The 2,177-nt window shown below is 32.2% G+C and carries 3 protein-coding genes; all 3 read right to left on the bottom strand.

Annotated elements, in window-relative coordinates; all coding sequences use genetic code 11:
• The coding region (locus ABE048_RS19885; protein ID WP_430313034.1) for an amino acid ABC transporter ATP-binding protein at nucleotides 1–449 on the bottom strand (449 nt) is incomplete at its 3' end.
• 29 nt (nucleotides 450–478) lie between these two features.
• Nucleotides 479–1,183 (bottom strand): amino acid ABC transporter permease, encoded by a 705-nt coding sequence (locus ABE048_RS19880; protein ID WP_430313033.1) that lies wholly within the window; start codon nucleotides 1,181–1,183, stop codon nucleotides 479–481.
• Nucleotides 1,167–1,976, bottom strand: coding sequence for an amino acid ABC transporter substrate-binding protein (locus ABE048_RS19875; protein WP_430313032.1), 810 nt, complete (start codon nucleotides 1,974–1,976; stop codon nucleotides 1,167–1,169). Before ABE048_RS19875 ends, ABE048_RS19880 begins: the two co-directional genes overlap by 17 nt.
• Nucleotides 1,977–2,177 lie beyond the last annotated feature (201 nt).

Raw genomic sequence — 2,177 nt, 5'->3', positions numbered from 1 at the left:
ACACGTTGTTGCTGACCACCTGATAATTGCGATGGAAAGAAGTCTAATTTATCGGATAATCCTACTTTTTTGAGTAACGAAATTGCTTTTTCTTTCGCTTGCTGCTTTGGAATTCCCTGAACAATTACAGGTCCTTCCATCACATTTTCTAAGACAGTTTTATGGGGGAACAAGTTATAATTCTGAAAAACCATTCCTGTTAAACTTCGAAAAGAAACAATCGATTTTTTTGCTATTTTTTTCTGATTAAAATCTATTAAGTGACCATCTATTTCTACTGAACCTAATGAAGGAATTTCAAGTAGATTCAAGCATCTTAAAAAAGTTGTTTTACCAGAACCAGAAGGGCCAATAATGACAATAACTTTTCCACGTTTAATCTCTAAGTTAATGCCTTTTAACACTTCTAAATCACCAAAAGATTTATGAAGATTTTTTATGCTGATCATCGTAAAAACTCCTTTAGTTACTACTACTTTTATTTAGCTACATATCGATCGAGTTTTGATTCAACCCGTCCTTGAATAGTAGATAATATCGTACATATAATCCAATATAAAATAGCTACTTCTGAATAGAGTAATAAAAATTCATAGTTTGTAGCAGCTATTTCTTGGGCTTTTCTGAACATTTCAGATACAAGAACAAGTGATGCAAGTGATGTATCTTTTACAAGGCTAATAAAAGTATTAGATAATGGTGGAATTGAAACACGAGCAGCTTGTGGTAAAACAATTCGTCTAAGTGTTTTTGTATAAGTCATACCGATTGAATAACCAGCTTCCCATTGTCCTTTTGGAATAGATAAAATTGCAGCTCGGATAATTTCAGAAGCATAGGCTCCTACACTTAATGAAAAACCAATAATTGCTGAAGGAAATGGGTCAATTGTAAAACCTAAATTCGGTAATCCATAAAAGATAATAAATAATTGTACAAGTAATGGCGTGCCACGAATGATTGAAACATAAATACGCGCAATGTAATTTAATATTTTTCTTGTAGATAATCGGGCTAATGCAGTTAAAACTGCTAGTATTAGTCCCAGAACAAAAGAAATGATTGTTAGTGGAATAGTGTATTTTATAGCTCCCTCTACCATAGGTAAAAGGGAAGACTGAGCGATTGACCATAATTGGTTAACTCGCTCAGGATCTTGGAAAATACTATTTAGGAGAAACATCTTCGCCAAACCATTTGTTAGAGATTTTTGCGTAAGTTCCGTCAGATTTCATATCATTTAATGCTTTATCGACTGCTTCCACTAACTTGTCGCTACCTTTTCTAAACATTAAACCACTTTGTGATAAATTTGACTCTGAATCTACAATTTTAATTGGAGCATTTGAATGTGTTTTTTTATAATCTAAGAATGATAATTTATCATTAATCGTTGCATCAACACGATTTGATTGGATAAGTGAGATGGCTTGTGTAAAACCTTCTACTCCTTCGATATTAGCGCCATTCTTTTGTGCTAATTTACCATAGTTACTTGTTAAAGATTGTGCTGCTTTTTTCCCTTTGATATCAGCAAATGACTTAATTTCATTGTTATCTTTGTTTACAATCAATACAGCTCCTGATTCAATGTATGGATCAGAAAAATCATATTTCTTTTGACGTTCAGGTTGAATACCAACTTGGTTCGCAATCATATCAAAGCGTTTGGCATCAAGTCCTGCAAACATTCCATCCCATTGTGTTTCTTTAAATTCAACTTTAACACCTAAACGTTTTGCTACTTCAGTTGCAATATCTATGTCAAAACCTGTAAGTTTATTAGATTGATCATGGAATGTAAAAGGTGGATATGTACCTTCTGTACCAACTTTTAATACGCCTTCTTTTTTTACAGTATCGTAGAAATCTGTCGTCGCAGATTTCTTTCCTTCATTGTTAGTGTTAGAGCCACATGCTGCAAGTACTAAAGTTAAAGCAAGTAGCAATGACATAATCGAAACCAATTTCTTCATTTCCTTACCTCCTAGTATTCTTATAGGATTTATATAGAATCCAAGGATATAGTAACATGAATTTTTGGGTTTGTCACAAAAAATTATTAAATAAAATAAAAAAATATAGAATTGTCAAAAAACAGTGCGACATTTAATCGCACTGTTCATATGATTACAAATTGTTAATGGGTATTTTTTATAAATGAATCAATTTCATAA

Origin of the sequence: Rummeliibacillus pycnus, assembly GCF_050459865.1 — a bacterium.
Taxonomy (GTDB): domain Bacteria; phylum Bacillota; class Bacilli; order Bacillales_A; family Planococcaceae; genus Rummeliibacillus; species Rummeliibacillus pycnus_B.
This window is presented reverse-complemented; position numbering and strand designations above follow the sequence as displayed.

Bases quoted from the DNA above. Each gene is read 5' to 3' on its own strand.
- ABE048_RS19880 (WP_430313033.1), bottom strand. From the start codon at position 1,183: ATGTTTCTCCTAAATAGTATTTTCCAAGATCCTGAGCGAGTTAACCAA.
- ABE048_RS19875 (WP_430313032.1), bottom strand. From the start codon at position 1,976: ATGAAGAAATTGGTTTCGATTATGTCATTGCTACTTGCTTTAACTTTA.